Origin of the sequence: uncultured Friedmanniella sp. (assembly GCF_964244285.1) — a bacterium.
Taxonomy (GTDB): domain Bacteria; phylum Actinomycetota; class Actinomycetes; order Propionibacteriales; family Propionibacteriaceae; genus Microlunatus.
Window position 1 is genome coordinate 1 of sequence record NZ_CAXTHT010000005.1, and the last position, 17,869, is coordinate 17,869.

14 protein-coding genes are annotated in these 17,869 nt (G+C 73.0%); 9 read left to right on the forward strand and 5 right to left on the reverse strand.

Going from position 1 to position 17,869, the window contains the following annotated elements; translation table 11 throughout:
- Positions 1 to 138: 138 nt before the first annotated feature.
- The 3 genes from ACFE7W_RS13140 to ACFE7W_RS13150 are packed head-to-tail and all read left to right on the forward strand — an operon-like array spanning position 139 to position 3,474.
- Positions 139 to 873 carry a pirin family protein gene (locus ACFE7W_RS13140; RefSeq protein ID WP_375425252.1) on the forward strand — a complete coding sequence of 245 codons (735 nt, stop codon included), beginning with the start codon at positions 139 to 141 and terminating at the stop codon, positions 871 to 873.
- Complete coding sequence (gene serB, locus ACFE7W_RS13145; RefSeq protein ID WP_375425253.1) at positions 855 to 2,060, forward strand: phosphoserine phosphatase SerB; 1,206 nt, start codon at positions 855 to 857, stop codon at positions 2,058 to 2,060. The genes ACFE7W_RS13140 and serB overlap by 19 nt, the downstream gene beginning before the upstream one ends.
- A 43-nt stretch (positions 2,061 to 2,103) precedes the next feature.
- Positions 2,104 to 3,474 carry a serine hydrolase domain-containing protein gene (locus tag ACFE7W_RS13150; protein WP_375425254.1) on the forward strand — a complete coding sequence of 457 codons (1,371 nt, stop codon included), beginning with the start codon at positions 2,104 to 2,106 and terminating at the stop codon, positions 3,472 to 3,474.
- Positions 3,475 to 3,943: 469 nt separating this feature from the next.
- Here the strand turns inward: ACFE7W_RS13150 and ACFE7W_RS13155 are convergent, their stop codons facing one another.
- Positions 3,944 to 4,498 (reverse strand): hypothetical protein, encoded by a 555-nt coding sequence (locus ACFE7W_RS13155; RefSeq protein ID WP_375425255.1) that lies wholly within the window; start codon positions 4,496 to 4,498, stop codon positions 3,944 to 3,946.
- Between the two features lie 64 nt (positions 4,499 to 4,562).
- Positions 4,563 to 4,820 (reverse strand): hypothetical protein, encoded by a 258-nt coding sequence (locus ACFE7W_RS13160; RefSeq protein WP_375425256.1) that lies wholly within the window; start codon positions 4,818 to 4,820, stop codon positions 4,563 to 4,565.
- Between the two features lie 469 nt (positions 4,821 to 5,289).
- On the opposite strand from ACFE7W_RS13160, the gene ACFE7W_RS13165 reads away from it, so the two are divergent.
- Together ACFE7W_RS13165 and ACFE7W_RS13170 are read left to right on the forward strand one after the other, a co-directional pair.
- A complete protein-coding gene (locus ACFE7W_RS13165) occupies positions 5,290 to 5,715 on the forward strand; it encodes a hypothetical protein (protein ID WP_375425257.1) in 426 nt (141 codons plus the stop codon).
- A 473-nt stretch (positions 5,716 to 6,188) separates the two neighbouring features.
- The gene (locus ACFE7W_RS13170; RefSeq protein WP_375425258.1) at positions 6,189 to 7,169 is read left to right on the forward strand and encodes a hypothetical protein; all 981 of its coding nucleotides are present in this window, start codon (positions 6,189 to 6,191) and stop codon (positions 7,167 to 7,169) included.
- 630 nt (positions 7,170 to 7,799) lie between these two features.
- Here ACFE7W_RS13170 and ACFE7W_RS13175 read toward each other — a convergent pair.
- The gene (locus ACFE7W_RS13175; protein WP_375425259.1) at positions 7,800 to 9,782 is read right to left on the reverse strand and encodes a S9 family peptidase; all 1,983 of its coding nucleotides are present in this window, start codon (positions 9,780 to 9,782) and stop codon (positions 7,800 to 7,802) included.
- Between the two features lie 75 nt (positions 9,783 to 9,857).
- On the opposite strand from ACFE7W_RS13175, the gene ACFE7W_RS13180 reads away from it, so the two are divergent.
- Complete coding sequence (locus ACFE7W_RS13180) at positions 9,858 to 10,919, forward strand: NAD(P)-binding domain-containing protein (protein WP_375425260.1); 1,062 nt, start codon at positions 9,858 to 9,860, stop codon at positions 10,917 to 10,919.
- A 6-nt stretch (positions 10,920 to 10,925) separates the two neighbouring features.
- On the opposite strand, the gene ACFE7W_RS13185 is transcribed toward ACFE7W_RS13180, so the two are convergent.
- On the reverse strand, positions 10,926 to 12,488 hold the full coding sequence (locus tag ACFE7W_RS13185; protein WP_375425261.1) for an FAD-dependent monooxygenase: 1,563 nt from the start codon (positions 12,486 to 12,488) through the stop codon (positions 10,926 to 10,928).
- Positions 12,485 to 13,072, reverse strand: coding sequence for a TetR/AcrR family transcriptional regulator (locus ACFE7W_RS13190; RefSeq protein WP_375425262.1), 588 nt, complete (start codon positions 13,070 to 13,072; stop codon positions 12,485 to 12,487). The genes ACFE7W_RS13185 and ACFE7W_RS13190 overlap by 4 nt, the downstream gene beginning before the upstream one ends.
- 119 nt (positions 13,073 to 13,191) lie before the next feature.
- Between ACFE7W_RS13190 and ACFE7W_RS13195 the strand changes: the two genes are divergently transcribed.
- The 3 genes from ACFE7W_RS13195 to ACFE7W_RS13205 are packed head-to-tail and all read left to right on the forward strand — an operon-like array spanning position 13,192 to position 17,779.
- Positions 13,192 to 14,088, forward strand: a complete 897-nt coding sequence (locus tag ACFE7W_RS13195) for an SDR family oxidoreductase (protein ID WP_375425263.1) — start codon at positions 13,192 to 13,194, stop codon at positions 14,086 to 14,088.
- 50 nt (positions 14,089 to 14,138) lie between these two features.
- Positions 14,139 to 16,022 carry a PQQ-binding-like beta-propeller repeat protein gene (locus ACFE7W_RS13200; protein ID WP_375425264.1) on the forward strand — a complete coding sequence of 628 codons (1,884 nt, stop codon included), beginning with the start codon at positions 14,139 to 14,141 and terminating at the stop codon, positions 16,020 to 16,022.
- On the forward strand, positions 16,010 to 17,779 hold the full coding sequence (locus ACFE7W_RS13205; RefSeq protein WP_375425265.1) for a hypothetical protein: 1,770 nt from the start codon (positions 16,010 to 16,012) through the stop codon (positions 17,777 to 17,779). The genes ACFE7W_RS13200 and ACFE7W_RS13205 overlap by 13 nt, the downstream gene beginning before the upstream one ends.
- Positions 17,780 to 17,869: the final 90 nt, after the last annotated feature.

The window sequence follows — 17,869 nt, forward strand, 5'->3', positions numbered from 1 at the left end:
CCAGACCGACTCCTGGCCGGGCGCGATCGGGTCGGGGACGGGACGGCTGGCCATGTCCCGACCCTAGTAGGCACGACGGGCTGCCGGTGTCCCCGCCTCGTTGACCAGGACCCGCGCGTCGACCGGGATACTGGGCGCGTGAGCGACCCCGTCCTGCTGCTGCGTCGTGCGCACGAGCGGTTCGTCACCCGTGTCGAGGGGATCCAGACGCGGCACCTCTTCTCCTTCGGCGAGCACTACGACCCGGTTCGGGTCGGCCACGGCGTCCTGATGGTCAGCAACGAGGAACGGCTCCTGGCCGGTCGCGGCTTCGACGACCACCCGCACGCCGACGCCGAGGTCCTGACCTGGGTGCTGTCCGGGTCGCTGGTGCACACCGACTCCCGCGGCCACGCCGGCGTGGTCGTCCCGGGACTGGCCCAGCGGATGAGCGCCGGAGCGGGGATCGTGCACGCCGAGCGGAACGACGCCTACCGCACCGATCCCGGCCGGCCGGCGGTGCCGGTGCACTTCGTCCAGATGTGGCTGCGCCCCGACGAGCCCGGGGTCGCACCCTCCTACGGGCAGGGCGAGGTGGACCGGGCCGAGCTGTCGAGGTCGTGGCTGCCGGTCGTCTCGGGGCGCCACCCGGACGCGGCGGTCAGCCTGGGCAGTGCGGGCAGCACCCTGTGGGTCACGGTGCTGGCGGCCGGCGTGACCCGCGAGCTGCCCACCGGCCCGCTCGCCCACCTGTACGTGGCCCGCGGCGAGGTCGAGCTCGAGGGCGCCGGTCGGCTCGGGGCCGGGGACTCCGTCCAGGTCACCGGTGAGGCGCCGTTGGCCCTGACGGGGCTGGTCGAGGCGGAGGTGCTGCTGTGGACGCTGGCCGCCTGAGTGCGAGCGCACCGGACGCGCCCGAGCTGCCGCTGCTGATCCGGGTGTACGGCCGGGACCGGCCGCAGCTGACCGCGGACCTGCTGCGGCTGCTCGGCGACGCGGGCGCGGTGCTGGAGGACCTGGAGCAGCTGGTGGTCCGCGAGCGGCTGACCCTGGACGTGCTCGTCCGGCTGCCCGCGGACGAGGGCGCCGTTCGGGCTGCGGTGCGGGCCTGGGGGGCCGATCACGAGCTGCGGATCGACTTCGAGCGGGTGGAGGCACGGTCGCGCCGGGCGACGCTGGTGCGGCACGCCGTCACCGTGCTCGGTCGGCCGCTGCCCGCCACCGCACTCGCCGCGGTGGGAGAGGCGATCGCGGGCTCGGGTGGCAACATCGACCGGATCGTGAGGCTGGCCACCGAGCCGGTCACGGCGTACGACCTGGTTGTGATCGCCGGCGACGTCGAGGGGATGCGGCGCGCGTTGGGTGCGGTGGCCCGGGACCACGGCGTCGACGTGGCCGTGCAGGTCAACGGGCTGGAGCGTCGGGCCAAGCGGCTGGTGGTGATGGACGTGGACTCCACCCTGATCGCGGACGAGGTGATCGAGCTGCTCGCTGAGGAGGCCGGGCAGCTTGCCGAGGTCGAGGCGGTGACCGGACGGGCGATGGCCGGTGAGCTCGACTTCGAGGAGTCGCTGCGGGCGCGGGTCCGGCTGCTGGCCGGGCTGGACGAGGCGGCGGTCGCACGGGCGCGGGACCGGATCCGGCTGACGCCCGGCGCGCGGACCTTCGTCCGGACGCTGAAGCGGCTCGGCTTCACCGTGGCCATCGTCAGCGGTGGCTTCACCGCGTTCACCGACGGCCTGAGGCGCGAGCTGAACCTCGACTACGCCTACGCCAACACCCTCGGGGTGCTCGACGGCCGGCTGACCGGGGAGGTGGAGGGCACGGTGGTCGACCGTCCAGGCAAGGCGCGGCTGCTGGCCGAGATCGCGGCGGCCGAGGGGGTGCCGCTGTCCCAGACCGTCGCCGTCGGGGACGGCGCGAACGACCTGGACATGCTGGCGGCCGCAGGGCTCGGGATCGCCTTCAACGCGAAGCCGCTGGTGCGTGCGCAGGCCGACACCACGGTCTCGGTGCCCTACCTGGACGCCATCTTGTTCATGCTGGGCATCCGCGGGCACGACGTCGACCGGGTCGGTTGAGGCGCTGCCGAGAACTGTCGGTGGCCGGTGGTGGACTTCTCCCATGACGACGCGAGCAGAACTGCTGCCCGGCACGGTGCGGGCGCTGGACCACCGGCTGGCCCGCGGCCAGGCCGAGGGCCGGGCCCCGTCCATGGCCGCCGGGCTTGTCCGCGACGGCGTCCTGGTGTGGTCCGGCGGGCGGGGGTCGGTCGACGGGGCGCCGCCGACGGCTGACACCCAGTACCGGATCGGTTCGATCACCAAGACCTTCGTCGCCGTGCTGGTGCTGCGGCTGCGCGACGAGGGCCTGGTCGACCTGGCGGCGCCGCTGGAGACCTACCTGCCGGGCACCGTCGCCGGGGACCGGACCGTCCGCCAGCTGCTGTCGCACACGGCCGGTCTCGCGTCCGAGACGCCGTCACCGTGGTGGGAGCGGACGGCGGGCGAGCTGCGGCCCGAGCTCGCCGACGTGCTCGGCCCGACGCCGCTGGCCCACCCGCCCGGGCTGCGCTTCCACTACTCCAACCCCGGCTTCGCTCTGCTCGGCGCCCTGGTCGCGGCGGTGCGCGGCCGGCCGTGGGGCGAGGTGCTGGCGGCGGAGGTGCTGGCGCCGCTGGGGATGAGCCGGACCACCCTGATGCCGGCCGCGCCGCACGCGCTCGGCTGGGCGGTGCACCCATGGGCGGACGTGCTGCTGCCGGAGCCGACTCCGGACACTCACCTGATGGCCCCGGCCGGGCAGCTCTGGTCGACGGTCGAGGACCTGACCAGGTTCGCGGTCCTGCTGCTGGACGGCGACGACCGGGTGCTGTCGGCGGACTCGGTGGCGCAGATGCGCGAACCGCTGGCGCCACCCGCCGACGACGGCAGCGGGTACGGGATGGGGCTGCAACTCCGCGACGCCGGCCGGCCGCTGGTCGGGCACGGCGGCTCCATGCCCGGCTTCCTGGCCGGCCTGGACTGTGCCGCCGCCGACGGGCTCGGGGTGGTCGTGTTCGCCAACGCCACCTCGGGGCCTGCCGTGGGCAGCATTGCCGCCGACCTGCTCGGCATCGTCGCGGATGCCGAGCCGCGGCCGCCCCGCACCTGGTCGCCGCTGCCGGAGGTGGATCTCGACCTGCTGGCCCTGACCGGCCCCTGGTACTGGGGGGCGGCACCCTTCGCCGTGATGCTGCGGGCCGACCGGCACCTCGAGCTGGTCAGGCTCGGAACCCGCGGCCGCGAGTCGCGCTTCCGACCCGAGGCGGTCGGCACCTGGACCGGTCTGGACGACTACTACGCCGGCGAGCGGCTGAGGGTGGTCCGAGGCCCGGACGCTACGGTCAGCCACCTCGACCTCGGCTCGTTCGTGCTCACCCGGCAGCCGTACGGCTCACCCGATGTCATCCCGGGCGGGGTCGACCCGGCGGGCTGGGGCGGCTCCGCCGGTTGAGAGGTGCTCGACGGGCCTGGCGCTGTCGCCGGACCTGACCGACCCTTCGGTCGAGTGGGTCTCGGGGAAGGTGGTGGACTTCAATCGGGCGAGCTACCTTCGGTGAGCGGGCACGGCCGCCTGCGCTTCCCGGGGGGGGGAGTTTCACCAGCCCGAACCGAAGATGTCTTTTAGGGCCGACCCGCCGGCGGCTCGAGGTGCGGTTCGCTCATGATTCCGTCGCAGCGGTGGCTGCCTGTTGACGCCTTCGTCCGGTTCGGGCGGTGAGGATGCGGTGGTGGATCTGGGGGTGGCGGTCGGGGTCGACCCATCGTGGTGGCCGCCACTGGGGTACGCCGTCGGGGTTGATCTCGCAGGTCCAACCACGTTCGGCGAAGTTGTGGTGGTGGTAGCGGCAGAGCAGTGTCAGGTTGGTGGTGTAACGATTAGGGCATCGTTACCAACTAACATCTGCCGGCGGTCGCGGCCCCTAGCCTGACCCGATCTCCCTTCGCTTGAGCCTAGCGAGGCGGTTCCCAACTGTCTCATCACTTGTTACCGGGTCCTCCGTTCCGAGATCTTGTCGGACGGCCGAGCGAAAGTCGTTCCTCGCCGACGCGAACCTTACGTAGGACGCATCGCCATGGTCGAATGCGTACCCACTAAGCGTCTCGACTACTCGGAGGGCTGCTTCACGAGCCGCCCGGCCCGCGAGAAGCTCGACGGCTATCACGGCGTCGGTCACGGACTTGCTCTCCTCCTGGTCCATCCCCAGGTCGGAGGGCGACGGCTCGCCTTGCATCTCGCGGGCAAGGGCGTGGCGCTCGACTGACAGCACGGCTCGTTCGAAGATCAGGTACGCATCTTGCCTGTCCTGGTAGCGCCTTTCGAGTTGGTCGTGGCGTAGTTGGTCCTGAGCCTGCTGACGCGCCAGCAGGCGGGACGCCGCCTCGCGGCGATTACGGATCAGCTCGAGACTCACCGCCACCAGACCGGTGATGACAGATCCAACGCCCACGCCGATGATTCCGAGGTACAACTCCACCCGGCACACCGTACCGAGACCAGAGCCGCGCGCGGCGTGACCGAACCGGCAAGAGCCGAACCGATCACCAGAGCTGACGGCGGTTCGGGTCGGCGCGCACCCGCGTCAGACGCTCGGCCTCGACCCACTCCTGCACGACGACGGGGCGCCCTTGGCCGTCGGCGCGCACGGTCACCAAAAGAACCGACCAGCGGTACCACTGTCGTCGCCAGTCGAGCACCAGGCCCTGCATTGGCGGCACCTGCGGGCCGGGCTGGCTGATCCAGACGAACCGGGTCGTGCGCGGTCGGGGCCATTCCCGGTCTTTCCGGCTCTGGCCCATGGCTCTTATTAGAACGCACGTTCGGGCCCGATCACGCAACGCGGCGCGCCGCTGATCGGTCTCGCGATGGCGCCGAGGCTCGCTGCCTGAGTTAGCGTTCCGGGCGTGACCACCTGGAGCGACCGCATGGCGGTCATCGCCGACGCGGTGGGACGCTGGAGGGCGCGTATCGCCAGCCCGGTCGTGGAGACAGTGCACCCTCAATCCTCTGTGGGTGCCGATGACCGAGTGCTCCCCGAGATGCCAGGCGAGCCAGCTCGCCTGGTGGGGGCTCTGCCAAGGAGTCGAGCACCTCGACGCCGCGATCCGACTGGGCGACGCCGAGCCTCCGCCACTTCCGGCGGCTCCCTTCACACTGCTTCGCTCGGGAGCACTTGGAGCCTGCCAGGCGGTCTATATCCTCGCTCCGACTGCACGGCAAGTCCGGATTGGCCACGCCTTGCAGGTCGCCCACCTAGAGCACCGGGAGGTGATCAGCTTCCTGGAAGGGCTCTTGAAGAGCCCACATCTCATCTCAGAAGCCAAGTCCCAGGAGGCAGCGACGCGAGACCGATGGCGCGCCACCACCACGAGACGCGACCAGATCGAGGGGCTGATGCAGTCCTACTGCGTCAACCGCCTGGTGGACACGGCCATGATCACGGCTGCGGCGGAGTTGCTGCACAAGGAGGGCATTCTTCAACTTGGGATGAGCACGGAGTGGTCCCTCGGCAGCGGAAGTGCGCATAACAGGCTGCTGATGACTCTCCTGCGCGGGGGCGAAACGGCCCAGGTCGATGGTCAGAACTACTTTGCGCACGCGCGCAACCCGGACGCTGTCGCGCTGGCCGCCACACAGGTGTTCCTGACGTTGAACGAGGCGTGGAGGTTATGGGACCTTCGGCGGGAAGCCTAGAACGTCCACCTGACGAGTCCACTCCCGCGAGTCGACCCACTCCACTTCGGAGACCGTGACCCACGGTGCCGTCGGCCCACTCGACCTTGCGGCGGAGAAGTCCGTGTCGCTGACCGCGATCACCACGCCATAGTCCTCACCTCGCCGCACCACCGCTCCGACTTTCGCCATGGCGTCGATCATGCCTGACGTCGGCCGAGCTCGAGACGGCTCGCCTCCCCGTCCTGTTGGACCAATAGTCCGTCGAGCTTCTGGTGAAGGGTCTCGGCCCGGAGGCCGGCGGTCTCTTACAGCTCTTTGACGGCTACCTGCTCGATCACCAAGGACGCGGACGTAGCGGTCACCACGCCGAGCAGGGCGATGCCCAGCAGTATGAGTCCGGCGGCGGCCAGCCCGCCCGCCGCCGGTGGTTGAGTACCGGTCCCCCTAGCTCAGCGCGAGGTCCTGTCACTGGTTAACCGTAGGTTAATGGTATGGACCTGAGCTTCCTGAACGTGCTCTCGCCGGATCAGTGGGCGGCGGTCGAAGCCTTGGCGACGGCGTTCTCAGCCGTGATCACGGTGTTCGCGGTGGTGTTCGCAGTGGTACAGGTGTTGCAGGCCCGACGCCTGAGGAGAGAGCAGGCGCAGCCCTTCGTCGTCGTGGACTTCGAGTCGAGTCCCGCCTGGCAGAACGCCATCGAGTTGGTGATCCAGAACACTGGAACCACCGTGGCCAGAGATGTGCACGTTATGTTCGACCCGCCCCTGGAGTCGACGGAGCACCACCCTGGCTACAGCATCGCCGACTCGGTCTTGGTCAAGACCGGGATCCCCACCATGCCGCCGGGGAAGAGGATCAGTGCCCTGTTCGACATCTCCCATGAGCGCAAGAAGTCGGGACTGCCGCTGACCTACTCGGCCACCGTCACCTTCAAGGACTTCCGGGGCAAGGTCCAGACCCCCCTCAAGTACGTCCTCGACCTGAACTTCCTCTTCGGCCTGATGCGCTTCACAGAGTACGGCGTTCACGATGCAGCGAGGGCGCTGCGAGAGATGCAGCAGACGATGGCGAAGTGGACCAGCCACTTCAATAATCTCCGCGTCTACACCGTTGACCAGGACGCTCGTGACTTCGACGACCTCTGGCACCTCGAGCACGGAGGGGAACCGCCCACCCTTGACAATCCGCTACCTGCCGGTCGCCCAGCGCCTTCTCGCTTCGACCGCTATACCGAGCCGATGTGGAAGCGCGCTTACTGGGGAATGCGAGGGATATTCGTCCGTCGGAAGCGGCGACGCGAACTGCTCACGAGGATTCAGGGCCGCCCCGACCTGGCTCTCATGTATGAACCGCAACTGGCGCGCTTGGCCGAGCTGAGTCTGCGGCGACGACTGCGATCAAAGCTGGGGGGAACCGTTAGGACTCGACGTTTGGCGGGTTTACGGCACGACTCTGCCCCCCGCCCCGAGTGACGGCGACCGGCTTCCGTACGGCTGCGCGCTCAGGATGGGGAGGGGGGCCAGGGGGTAACACGGGCCAACAGGTTCTGGGCCACGCGTGACGGCCCGCGTAATTTTTTGGCGGCTCGGGCAGGCCCTCCGACGGGGCCGCGGCGACGGCTTATCGTTCCCACCGAGCTTCGTCGGTCCAGCGGGGAGCGTTCCATCGGCGCTGCTGGGCCTCGGCTTGGAGATGGTTTACCACTAGCCATCCAAGCGCGAGGGCGACCAGTCCTGCAACGGCGGCGCGGGTTTCCATGCCGTCACAGTACTGAGGCTCAGCGTGGTGGCTACACCCAGAGTGACCCAGTCGGGCCGTGCGCTCTGCTTCACGATCAGAAGGATGCCCGTGCTCGTCGTGCTGGGGGCCACCCTGAACTAGCGGGGGCTGTGATGGCCGTTCCCGTAGTGACCTAGCCGGACAGTCGCCGGTGGTCATGCTCGGCAGGTCGAGACGCGACGGTGCCTTCGGCGCGGTCGCAGGCGACTTAGCGTCACCATTTGTCAGATGACTTAACGGCGACCTGACCGTGTTTGACGAGGAAACACGCGACTGGACCTGTCCGACAATGTGATGTGCGAGAACCTACCTTTGTCAACCGCTCAGATGGGCAGGTACCGCGACCACCAGTCGAGGATGGCGATGAAACGCTGAACCCGGTGCCGGGGGCGGCCGGACCTGCTGAGCTCGTGGTTCTCGCCGGGGAACACCAAAAGCTCGGTCTCGACGCCGGCGCGGACCAGGCCGAGGTGGTAGCGCTGGGCCTGGGAGAGCGGGCAGCGCAGGTCGTCCACGGAGTGGATCACCAGGGTGGGCGTGCGCACCTGGTCCACCACGGCCTGCGGGCTCTGCGCGCGTCGCTGCTCCGGGTCGTCGCCGGTGTACTGCTCGCTGAAGTAGGTGCCGATGTCGGAGGTGCCGATGAAGAGCTCCGGGTCGAGGTAGCCGCGCTCGACGATGGCGCCGGCGAAACGGTGGTCGTGGGCGATCGTCCAGGCGCTCAGGTAGCCGCCGTAGGAGCCGCCCATGATCCCGAGCCGGTCGCGGTCGAGCGACGGTTGGGCCTCCAACGCGCCCTCGAGGAGGTCGAGGACGTCGGTCAGGTCGACCGTGCCCAGCCGCTGCCGGATGCTGCGGCCGTGGGCCTGTCCGTAGCCGGCCGAACCGCGGGGGTTGCCCATCACGACGGCGTAGCCGCCGCCGACGTAGACCTGCGCCTCGTCGAACAGTGACCCGGTGAACTGGGCGAACGGGCCGCCGTGGATCAGCAGGAGGGTCGGGTGCGGCCCCGGGCCGGCCGGCTCGAGGAGCCAGCCGTGCACCTCGCCGCCGTCCCGGGCCGGGACGACGAGCTCCTCCGGCGGACGGACGCCAGCGGCTCGCAGTGGGGCCGACAGGTCCGTCAGCGGCCGCAGCCCGTCCTCCTCGACCACCGCCACGTCGCCGGTGGTCCGCGGGTCGGCGTACGTGGCCACCACCCGGCCGCCGGCCGCCGCCATCCCGATGACCTCGACCGGACCGTCGGTGAGCCGCTGGCTCTGGCCCGCGGCATCCACTCTCAGCAGCGCGACGGTGCCCCGGGTGACCTCAGTCACCAGCACGTCCTCGCCGTCGGGCACGATCGCCGAGCCCTGCAGGTCGACCGTCTCCGGGTCGGTGAGCCGGCGGGGTGCAGCGTCCCCCTCCCGCACGTAGAGCGCGGTGTGGACGCCGACGAAGTCAGCGCCGGCGGGGTCGATGGCCTGGGCCAGCAGCCAGGTCCGTCCCGTCACCTCGCGGACCTGGTGGACGAACAACCCCTGGTCGGGTCCGGCGACCTGCGTGACCGCGCCGGGCCGGCCGTCCGGGCCGAGCACCAGCCGGTACGCCGCCGACCGCAGCACGTCGGACCGGCCGTCGTCGAGCGCGGCCACGAAGGTCACCGAGCCGTCGGCGGTGACCGAGGGAGCCTCGTGGTCGGCGTCGTCGAACGTCAGCTGGACGGCCTCCGGCAGCCCTGTCGGCTGCTCGGGCGTGGGCTCGTCGGCCGACGGTGCCCGCGGCACCACCGGCTCGGCGCCGACGTCGGGCACGGTGACGGTGAACAGCTGGGCGCGCCGGTCGGTCACGTGACCGACGCCGTTGGCCAGGTAGCGGGTGGTGGCGAGCCGGCGCGGCGGCTCGGCCGCGGCGGACAGTCCCTCAACCGTGCCGTAGCGACCGGGCTCAGGCACCCGGGCGACGTAGACCAGGCGGGTGCTGTCGCCGGACCAGGCGAGCTCGCCGACCCCGAGGGGTGCGTCGGTCAGCCGCACGGGCTCGCCGCCGTCGGCCCGGACGACGTGCAGCTGCGCGGGACCGTCGACGGTGGCGCGCAGGAAGGCGATCAGCGAGCCGTCGGGGGAGACGTGCGGGACGGTGTCGCGGCTCCCGAGCGTCAGCCGCTCGGCCGGTCGCGAACCGTCGACCGGCGCGCGCCAGAGCTGTCCGACGTACGCGTCGGCCCCGACGTTGGGCCGGGTCACCGCGAAGAACGCGGTCCGGCCGTCCGGGGTCAGCGACGGGGGCGAGACGGTCCGCAGCAGGTCGAGGTCGTCGGGGGTCACCCGCCACAGCGTAGGAGGCCGCCCGACGGCTCGGCCGCCCGGGAAGAACCGGGACTCCGGTGCCGTTCCCCCGACATGGCAGGGGTGATGTCCTCGATCGTGGTCGGGGCGGGTCAGGCGGGTCTGTCCGCCGCCTACCACCTCGCCCACCGCGGTCTGGTGCCCGGCGAGGACTTCCTCGTCCTGGACGCGAACCCGGCCCCGGGCGGCGCCTGGCAGCACCGCTGGTCCTCCCTCACCATGGCCGACGTGCACGGCGTGGCCGCGCTGCCCGGGGTCGAGCCGCCCACGAGCTCACCGGAGGAGTCGGCGAACGTCGCCGTCCCGCGCTACTTCGCCGCGTACGAGCAGCACGTGGCGCTGGCGGTGCGCCGACCGGTCGCGGTCCGGGCCGTCGAGCCGGCCGAGGACGGGCTGCTCCGGGTGGTCGCCGCCGGGCAGAGCTGGCTCACCCGGACCCTGGTGAACGCGTCCGGTACCTGGGCCCGGCCGTTCGTCCCGCGCTACCCGGGCGCCGAGCTCTTCCGCGGCGTGCAGCTGCACACCCACGACTACCCCGGACCGGCCGCCTTCGCTGGTCAGCATGTCGTGGTCGTCGGCGGCGGGGCGTCGGCGGTGCAGCTGCTGGCCGAGATCAGCGAGGTGGCGACCACCACCTGGGTCACCCGGCGGCCGCCGGCCTGGCGTACCGATCCGTTCACCCCCGAGATCGGCCGGGAGGCGGTGGGCCGGGTGGCCGACCGGGTCCGGCAGGGGCTGCCGCCGCTCAGCGTGGTCAGCGCCACCGGGCTCGTCCTCCGCGAGCAGGAGCAGCCGGCGGCCCGCCGCGGGGTCTACGCGCGCCGACCCATGTTCGCCCGGATCACCCCGACGGGCGTCGCCTGGGCTGAGGGCACCGAGCTGCGGGCCGACACGATCCTCTGGGCGACCGGCTTCCGGCCCGACGTCGGCCACCTCGCCCCGCTGCGGCTGCGATCGGCGGCCGGCGGCATCGCGGTCGACGGGACGCAGGCCCTCCTCGACGCACGCGTGCAGCTGGTGGGCTACGGGCCTTCGGCCAGCACCATCGGCGCCAACCGGGCCGGCCGGGTCGCTGCCCGCAACGTCGTCCGGCAGCTGTCGTCGATGGCCGCCTGACGTCACTCAGCCCTGGCCGCGGGGCCGGATCTGGTAGTGGTCCAGCAGCCGGGTGAGCCGTCGCAGGTCCCGGCCCGGGGAGGCGACCGCGACGTAGCCGTCCGGGCGGACCAGGTAGAGCGCATCCCGCCGGAACCCGGCCCGCCGGGCGGCGGCGGTCCAGGCCCGGACGTCGAGCCCGAGGCCTCGATCCCCGGCCAGCCGGCGGACGCTCGGAGTCGCCGCGCCGTGCACGTGCAGCTGCCAGTCCAGCCTCGTGAGGGCGTCGTGGTTGCTCGCGCCGTCCGGCAGCGGCACCCACGGCAGCCGGTCGCCGCCGCGGACCCGGCCGGCTCGGCCGCCGCTCAGCGGACCGCGGCGGTAGTGGACGGCGAGCTGCGAGACCCGCGCGCTCACGGCCCGCCGGAGCGCCCGGCTCCGCAACAGGGCCGGCAGCAGCCGGCCGAACGCGAACCGCCGGGCCAGGGTTGAGCTCCGGCCGGGCCCGGCGACCAGCCGGAACGCCGTGTCGACGCCTGTGACCAGCCGCCGGGCCACCGGCCGTCGTTCGGCGTCGTAGCTGTCGAGCAGACCGGGCGTGGCCCGGCCGTCGAGGACCGCGGCCAGCTTCCAGCCCAGGTTCACCGCGTCCGCGATCCCGGTGTTCATGCCCTGGCCGCCGAGCGGGCTGTGCAGGTGCGCGGCGTCGCCCAGCAGGAAGCAGCGGCCGACGCGGAGCCGGTCCGCGACCCTCGAGGAGACCCGGTAGGTCGAGAACCAGCGCACCCTCCCCACCGGCGCGCCGGTCGCCATCTCGACCATCGGGCGCAGCGCGTCGAAGGCCAGATCGTCGCGGTCGGCCAGACCCGGAGGGACGAGTCCGACCAGCCGTTCGGTGCCGCCCCGCCGCGCCGGCACGGCCAGCACGAAGTCCGCCGCGCTCAGGCAGAACGTGAACGAGCCGACCCGGGCTGAGGGCGCCGCCACGTCCGCGACGAAGTAGGTCTGCTCGCTGCCCCGATCGGGGCTGCCCGCGGTCGCCCGACCCGCGAAGCCCACCCCCAGGAGGTCGCGAGCGGTGCTGCGGGCCCCGTCGCAGCCCGCCAGGTAGCCGACCCCTAGCTGCTCGGAGCCCGCGGGCCCGCTCAGCCGGACCTGGACCCGGTCGCGCTCCTCGGCCGCCGCCTCCAGCCGGGTGCCCCACTCCACCCGGACCCCGGCCGCGGTGACGGCCTCGGCCAGAGCGTCCTCGTGCTCGTCCTGGGGGCAGCAGAGCAGGTAGGGGTACGGGCTGACCCCCTCGCCGATCTCGCGCACGTCGACGGCGGCCAGCCGGCGCCCGTGCTCCCGGACGGCGACCACCTCGACCCGGACGCCGCGGGCCACCACTGCCTCCGCCACGCCGAGCTGGCGGTACAGCTCCAGGGTGCGGGCTTGGACGTCGAGAGCTCGCGACTCACGGCCGGAGCCGGTCCGCTGGTCCACGACGCGGACCGCGGTCCCCGCCCGGGTCAGGGTCAGGGCCAGCGCGAGGCCGGTCGGCCCGGCTCCCACGACCAGCACCGGGACCGCCGCGGGCACATCGCTCATCCGGGCGGCAAGGCTCCGGCCGCGCCGGCGGTGGTGGTCCCGAGCTCGCCCAGCACCTCGCGCACCACGGTGAGCATGGACCGGCCCTCGTCGGCCAGCCACTCGACGAAGGCCACCCGGAACACGGTGAGGCCCGACTCGGCGGCGAGGGTGGCGGCCGGTTCGGCGACCCCGCGGTCACGCAGGGCCGCCCCGACCGCGTCGGCCACGGCCGCCAGCTTCAACAGCTCGCGCTCCTGCAGGGCCGGGTGCGCGTCGATCACCTGCTGGCGGAGCCGGGAGTAGGACCGGCGCTCGTCGGGGAAGAACGTCGCCGCGGCCGCGAGGGCGGCGGCCACCAGCTCCAGCGGGGTGCCGCCTGCCGGTGCCGACACGACGCCGCTCACGAAGACCTGCCGGAACTCCTCCTGGCCGTGGAAGAGGACCTCCCGCTTGTCGGCGAAGTGCCGGAAGAACGTCCGCTCGGTCAGTCCGACGGCCCTGGCGATCTCGGCCGCGGTGGTCTGCTCGTAACCCTGGTGGACGTAGAGCTCCAGTGCGGCGGCCTGCAGCCGCTCCCGAGCGCCGGGTTCCCATCGCACCATGGCCGCCAGCATAGTGATGACAGCGGCTGACGTCCCGAGGTAGACTGAAGGCAGTCACTGTCATCAGGGCCGTGACGCACTCCGCTCGAGATCAACGAGCGGTCGAAGGAGTCGGACTCATGCGCGTTTTCGTCACCGGGGCTTCCGGTTGGATCGGCTCGGCCTCGGTCGAGGAGCTGCTCGGCGCCGGTCACGAGGTGGTGGGCCTGGCCCGCTCGGACGACTCGGCCGCGGCCCTGGCGGCCCGCGGCGTCGAGGTGCTCCGGGGTGAGCTGGACGACCTGGACAGCCTCCGGGCCGGCGCCGAGCAGGCGGATGCCGTCGTCCACCTGGCCAACAAGCACGACTTCGCCGACCAAGCCGTCTCGAACCTGGCCGAGCGCAACGCCGTCGAGACCCTGACCACGGTGCTCGCCGGGTCCGACCGGCCGTTCGTGCTGGCCTCCGGGGTGGCCGGGTTCGCCTTCGGCCGGCCGGTGACCGAGGAAGACGCGTCGCCGTTCTCCGGTCTGGACTCGCCTCGTGGTGGTGCGGAGAATCTCGCGCTGGAGCGGGTCGGAGCCGGCGTCCGCAGCGTCGCGGTCCGCTTCGCGCCCACGGTGCACGGGTCAGGCGACCACGGCTTCATCGCGGTCCTGGTGGCGGCGGCTCGGGAGCGCGGTGCCGTCGGCTACGTCGGCGACGGGTCCAACCGCTGGTCCGCGGTGCACCGCTCCGACGCCGCCCGCCTGGTCCGTTTCGCGGTCGAGCACGCGCCGGCCGGCAGCCGGCTGCACGCCGTCGCGGAGGAGGGGATCACGACCCGCGAGATCGCCGAAGCCATCGGACGCGGACTCGGCCTCTCGACCGTCTCGGTGGCGCCGGGGGACGCGACCGAGCACCTCGGCTGGATCGGCGCCTTCTTCGCCATGGACTTCTCCGCCGCCAGCGCGGCCACCCGCCGCCTGGCCGGCTGGGAGCCGACCGGCCCCACCCTGGCCGAGGACCTGGCCAGCGGCGCGTACTTCACCGGCTGACCCGCCCGCGGCTGCCGGGGCTTGGCACCGGGCTCTGCCAGGATGGCGCCATGGTGCCGGGTCCCGACCAGCCGCCGGCCGCGGAGCCGCGCTGGTCCCCGTTCCCGGTTCAGGACTGGTCGACCCTGCCGTTCGACCCGCTCGTGCCGGCCCCGCTCGTGCCGGCCCCGCTCGCGCCCGGCCGGGTCGGATCCGGTCCGGACGGCCGCCGCTGGTGGGTCCCCCTGGTGGTGCTGCTGGTGGTCGGCGCCCTGCTCGGGGGCCTGCTGCAGCGGGCCGCCACTCCCACGGTGGCTCCCGACGTCGCGGCCCAGGCGTTCCTGCCGGCCGACGGCCAGGCCAGCGCCGAGCGCACCTCGACCCGCCTGGGCGACCGGGTGCGCGTCACCGACACCGTGACCGAGTCGGCCCGCTCGTCCGGGGCGGCCGGCCTGCTCGCCGGTGACGACACGTTCGTCCGCCACTTCGTCCGGCTCGCGCTCGATGACCCCGAGCTGGCGGTGTGGCGGACCACCACCACCCCGGTGGGCGGGTCGTCGGCGCAGACCACCCGGTTCTACCGCACCGACGGGGCGGTCCAGCTGCTGGGCGAGAGCCGGCCGGACGGTGCGTCGGTGTTCACGCCGGCGCTGGTCGAGCTGCCCGCCGACGTCGCCCCCGGACGCCGCTGGAGCAGCAGCGGGACGCTCGGTGCGGGCCGGCCAGGCAAGGCGACCAGCGACTACCGCAGCGACCTGCACGCCGAGGCGGCCGCCGACGGCTGCCTGCTGGTCTCGGGAACGCTCACCGTGGCCGGCCGCGCCACCCCGCAGAACCGGACCTGGTGCCCGGGTCAAGGCATGGTCAGCAGCGGGGACCCGGACGGGGCGGTCAGCACCGTCCGGACCGCAGTGCCGCTGCCCCGGCCCGCGACCGCCGACGTGGCGCTGCGCTGGACCGACCCCAGTCGCTGGTCGGTCGGCATCCTGACCACGGTCTCCCGCGACCCCACCCTCGGCACCGGCGCGATGGACGGCAGCACCAAGCCGCTGGCGCCGGTCCGGACCACGTCCGGACGCGTCGTGCGGGTGCTGGCGGGAGGTGACCTGGTGGCCACCCGGCCGCTGGGCGGCGGGCGCTGGAGCTCGGTGTGGCGGGCCCGACCCGGCGGGGACGTGGTCACCCTGGCCGCCTTCGCCGACGTCGTCGTGGTCACCACCACCGCGCGCAAGGTGGTGGCCTACTCAGACCTCGGGGTCCGGCTCTGGCAGCGTGCGCTGTCCGAGATCGCGCCCAGTCCCGCCGTCCGGCTCACCCCCGAGCAGCTGGTCCTGGTCACCCTGGACGGGCGGGTGCAGGTGCTGGGGATCGCCGACGGCGCGCCGGGCTGGGCGGCCGACGTCGGGTCCGACGTGACCCTGGCGCCGGTCGTCGGGTCCGGGCTCGTGGTGGTCGGGGACCGCGGGGGCACCACGACCGCACTCGAGGCCACCTCGGGCCGGACGCGGTGGACGACGGCCCTGCTGGCGACGGCGTTGGCCACCACCGGCGACGCCGGCGGGACCGTGCTCGTGGCTCAGGACCAGACCGTTCACGCCCTGCGCGGCCGCGACGGGCGACACCGGTGGCTCCGGGGCTTCGACGGCACGATGGTGGGCCTGCAGCCGCTCGGACCGAACGTCGTGGTCGCCACCCGCGGCACCTCGGAGCTGCTCGGGCCCGACGGCCGCGTGCTGGCCCGTCTGGACGCCTTCGTCGCGCTGACGCCCACCGCCGACCACCTGGTCGGCTGGGGCCGGACCGAGGCGTCCGTGCTCGACCGTGAGGGCCGGGTGCTGGTGCGCTGGCCGCTACCCAGCGACAACACGGTGATCTCCGACCGGCCGGCCACCGCCCTGCCGGACGGCGTGCTGCTGTTCGCCCTGGGCTGGACCTTCGCCGGGTGGGGGCCGTGATCGCGGTCCGGCTGCGCAGCCTGGTCCGTTCGGTGCTGCGGCAGACCCTCCTCGACCCGGTCCGCGAGGGCCGGCTGCGCGACGAGGACTGGCCCTACGGTCTGCGGGCGGTGGTCACCACCGGGTACGTCGTCTTCGCCGTCGCCGGCCTGACCGTGCTGGTCTCCGCTCCGCTCCGCCGCCGCGCGACCCTGCTGGTGACGGGTAACACCAGCCTCGGGCTGCCCGCCTCGACCGTCGGCCTGCTCGTGCTGCTGCTCTCCTTCGCGGTGGCCTGCCTGTGGGTCGCGGCTCAGCACGGGCCGTGGTGGCTGCGGCTGGCCGGTCTGGCGGTCGCGCTGTCGCTGATGGCGGCCTGGGGCATCCGAAGCCCGTCCCTAGCCGGTGGCTGGACCTGGCCCCTGGTCGCCACCGCAGCCGTCCTCGCCGGCCTGGTCGCGTCCCTGGTCCGTGGCCGGGCTCCGTTCCGCTGGCCCGAGGTGGCGGTCGCCTGGGTACTCGTCGCGGCGGCCATGCTCGCCGGGCTCGTCGAGGGCGGGTTCGGGCAGACCTTCGGCAGCAACCTCGTCCCGCTCAATCTCCAGGAGACCGCCGCCGGGCTCGGCCTGCTGGCCCTGCCTGCCGCGATGGTGGCCGGCGCGGCCGCGGCCGAGATCTCGGTCCGGGCCACCGTCGCCACCACCCGCGGTGCCCAGCAGCTGCTGCGCGCCCGCGGGGCCTACGCGCTGCTCGTCGTCCTGCTGACGCTCCGGCTGGCCCAGGTCGGCTGGCAGCTGGTGCACCGTGACCCGGTCAGCCAGGGCTGGAACCTGCTGCTGCCGGCGCTCGTCGTGGCGCTGATGTTCGCCCTGGTCGGCTGGTCGGTGCTGCGGCTCGGCCGGCGCGCCGAGGCCCGCTCCGCGGCGGGCCAGCCAACCGGTCGGCATCCCGGAGTTGCCGAGGTCGGCGGGCTGGGGGACGAGCCGGGCAGCATCGGCTTCGGAGTCGCCGCGGCTCTGATCGCGGTGCTGCTGCCGGTCCAGGTGGCGGCCGTGGCCGTCCCGGTCCTGGTGAGCTTCGCTCCGGGCGGCGGCGGTCCGAGCTGGGTGGACGACGCGCCGCAGCTGGTCGGCGCCCTGGTCGACCCGATCCGGGCGCTGGTGGGTCTGGTGCTGATCGGCCTCGCCCTTCGTGCCGCCCGGCGCGGCCGGACCAACCGGGCGCTCGTCCTCGGCTGCGTCGGGGTGATGCTGGTCGCCCTGGCCCGGCGGCTCGTGCTGGGTGACCGGCTGGTCGGCCTGACCGACCCGGAGACCCTCGACCTGCTGGCGACCGTCCTCGTGGTGGTCGCGGTCGGCGCCGCGCTGGTCGCCCGACGGCTGACCCCCGCCCGGGCGGTCGCCGCCAGCGGGGTGCTGGTCCTGTCGGCCCTCTTCGCCTACCGGACGGTGCTCGCGGACCCGCTCGGGGTCCTCCTCGGTTTCCCCGGCGCTGCGCTGCTGCTGCTCGGTCTGACCTGGGACCTGCTGACCGGCGCCGGCTGGGGCAACGGCAGCAGCCGCCGCTTCCCGCGCCCCACCCGGGTGCTGCTGGTGCTGACCAACTCGGTGCTGACCATGACGGTGCTCGCCTACGCCGCCCTCGTCCGCGACGCCAGCACCACCGTCTACCTCGACCCGTACGCCGAGCTGGGCGACCTCGTCTTCGGGACGGCGCTGCTCGCCGCCGCCGTGATCGCCGTCCTCGACGCCGCCTGGCGAGGCCGTCCGGTCGGCTAGAGGGGACCACGAGTGGTCGGTGGTGCAGGGCCGCCGGTGGAGACTGTCAGTCGCCTCTGCTGAACTTCTTCTCAACCGATCCCGCCCCGA

Excerpts from the sequence above, each read along its gene's own strand:
- ACFE7W_RS13190 (WP_375425262.1), bottom strand. The coding sequence starts at position 13,072 with ATGGTGCGATGGGAACCCGGCGCTCGGGAGCGGCTGCAGGCCGCCGCA.
- ACFE7W_RS13180 (WP_375425260.1), top strand. The coding sequence starts at position 9,858 with ATGGCAGGGGTGATGTCCTCGATCGTGGTCGGGGCGGGTCAGGCGGGT.
- ACFE7W_RS13170 (WP_375425258.1), top strand. The coding sequence starts at position 6,189 with ATGGACCTGAGCTTCCTGAACGTGCTCTCGCCGGATCAGTGGGCGGCG.
- ACFE7W_RS13200 (WP_375425264.1), top strand. The coding sequence starts at position 14,139 with ATGGTGCCGGGTCCCGACCAGCCGCCGGCCGCGGAGCCGCGCTGGTCC.
- ACFE7W_RS13160 (WP_375425256.1), bottom strand. The coding sequence starts at position 4,820 with ATGGGCCAGAGCCGGAAAGACCGGGAATGGCCCCGACCGCGCACGACC.
- ACFE7W_RS13185 (WP_375425261.1), bottom strand. The coding sequence starts at position 12,488 with ATGAGCGATGTGCCCGCGGCGGTCCCGGTGCTGGTCGTGGGAGCCGGG.
- ACFE7W_RS13195 (WP_375425263.1), top strand. The coding sequence starts at position 13,192 with ATGCGCGTTTTCGTCACCGGGGCTTCCGGTTGGATCGGCTCGGCCTCG.
- ACFE7W_RS13150 (WP_375425254.1), top strand. The coding sequence starts at position 2,104 with ATGACGACGCGAGCAGAACTGCTGCCCGGCACGGTGCGGGCGCTGGAC.